Here is a 2,364-nt window from a genome sequence, read left to right on the forward strand (position 1 = left end):
AAAAGGCGAAACGCGCACCGCCAAAGTAATGGTGAAGTAGTAATCTATATTTTATCTTTTAAATACATAAATAAAGCCCATACAGCAAATTGTATAGGCTTTATTTGTTATTTTTTTGTAATAAATTTTGCTATTTATTTTTTATAGTCTATTATTGTGAAAAAATTAACTTAATTTAATTTGATAAACTTTTACATTTATGAAAAAAACAATTGTAACACTGTCTTTGCTTATGGCAGGACTTTTCGCGCAACACGAAGCGCAAGCGCAGTATGTAACACTGCCCGATACGAATTTTAGGAATTATATGCGTGGAGAGTTTGCTTCGTGCTTTAACACAGCAGGGCTACTTGACACTACTGCGGCAGCGGCTTTGGTGGTGAATGAGTTCTTTTTAGATGGAATGGCAGGAAATTTGAACAATATCTCTGGTATCCAGTACTTTAAGGGCATTAAAAGATTGGATATTATGTCTGCCAATATTACAGAATTGCCTAAGCTTCCATTGTCTCTTGAAGCCTTATCTATTAGCTATGCCAATAATTTGACTTCCATAGCTCCACTTCCGCCAACATTACATTATCTTGGTTTAGAGGCATTAGAGAACTTGAATACGCTGCCAAGTTTTCCGTTTACTATTCAAAAATTGTATATCAAAAATTTACCAGCTAACAGTCTTGGTACTTTGCCTGATAGCTTGAAGGAGCTTGATGTTTTGGAGACATATTTTGGTGCTATGCCTACGCTGCCTGCTAAATTGGAGCGTTTGAATTGGATGAATAATAGCCCGAATAACGAACAATATATCAATGCGTGGCCAGCAGCCATCAAAACTATTACTTTAGGATATGGAGGCTATACAATAGCAGGATTAACTAATACCGTAGAAAGTTTCACTTTGGAGTCAGTTGCCTTAAATTGCCCTTCTTTTGGTAATAACGTATCCTATATAGAACTAAAGATGTCGTCAAGTGAAGCATTACCAACACTGCCCAATAGCTTAGAAACGTTATGGATTGAAGAGTGTGGTATGGCTATTCCGCAACTTCCAAGTAATTTGAAATACTTTACTCTTCTCGAAGAAAATATGGCGGACAAATGCTTGCCTGTTTTGCCAGAGGGATTATTGGAGTTAAAAATATTTGCAGACGACTATGGCTCTGGAGTAATGACTAGCTCAGTTAATTGTATTCCTAATCGCCCCGTAGCCTTACAAATTATAGGTCAAGGAGTAATGGAATCCTTGCCATTGGATTTGCCTGTTTGTAATCCTGCCAACAATGTGAATCAATGCCAAAACTACGCAACATTTACTGGTCGTGCATTTCGTGACCTCAATAGCAATGGTTTGTATGAAGAAGGTGAGCCTCTGTGCAAAAATGTAAAACTCAGTGCTGGTAACCGCGCTACTTATACTAATGCACAAGGTATGTATTGGTTAGTAGCTGATACGTTGGGTACACTCTCTATTACAACTTCTAATTTTCCTGCGTATTATACGGCTTCTCAAGCCTCACAATCAGCTACTTTTGCTAATTATTCAGATGTAATAACAAAAGATTTTGCTTTGGTTGCAACTCAAACAGTTAAAGATGTAGCGGCAAGCATTACCAATTATACTCCTGCTCGTTCTGGCTTTAACTTGAAAATGTATTTAAGCTATGAAAATGTAGGTACACTGTCAGCCAATGCCGTAGCTAAATTTGTAAAACCTGCTTTTTATACCGTTAATTCTGCTTCTGTTGCGGGTTATACTGTAAGCGGCGATACGCTTATTTGGAATTTGGGTACGATGGCCATTGGTGAAACTAAAAATATCATTGTATATGGTACGGTATCAACGGCTGCCGTATTTGGTTCTGTGATTTCGTTCCAATCATTTATGAATGAGAATGATGCTTCGGATAATAACTTAGCAGACAATACAAAAACATTGAATCTTACAGTAGTAGGTTCTTTTGACCCTAACGACAAACAAGCGCGCGAAGCGATTAGTCCGGCGCAAATCGCTGATGGCGAATACATTGACTATACCATTCGTTTCCAAAACACAGGTACAGACACGGCATTCACCGTTGTAATTGCTGATACTTTAGCCAATACTTTGCAAGCAAATACGCTTGAAGTTATGGCTTCTTCGCACAATGTTCGTACAAATGTAAAAGGCAATATCGTTTACTTTGAGCATTTGAATATCCAGTTGCCAGACAGCAACGTAAACGAAAAAGCAAGTCATGGTTTCGTGAGCTTCCGCATCAAACCGCAAGCAAACTTGGCTTTGGGCACGAACATTTCTAACAAAGCAGCGATTTACTTCGACTACAACGCGCCAGTAATCACCAACACCGCCGTTACGAAAGTACA

General features: G+C 38.4%; 1 protein-coding gene. It reads left to right on the top strand.

The annotated features are described in order from the left end of the window. Positions 1-199 precede the first annotated feature (199 nt). Positions 200-2,364 (top strand): DUF7619 domain-containing protein (locus BM090_RS17990; RefSeq protein WP_449404128.1); only part of this gene is annotated, 2,165 nt, incomplete at its 3' end.

The sequence above is a fragment of the Flexibacter flexilis DSM 6793 genome (assembly GCF_900112255.1).
Lineage (GTDB): Bacteria > Bacteroidota > Bacteroidia > Cytophagales > Flexibacteraceae > Flexibacter > Flexibacter flexilis.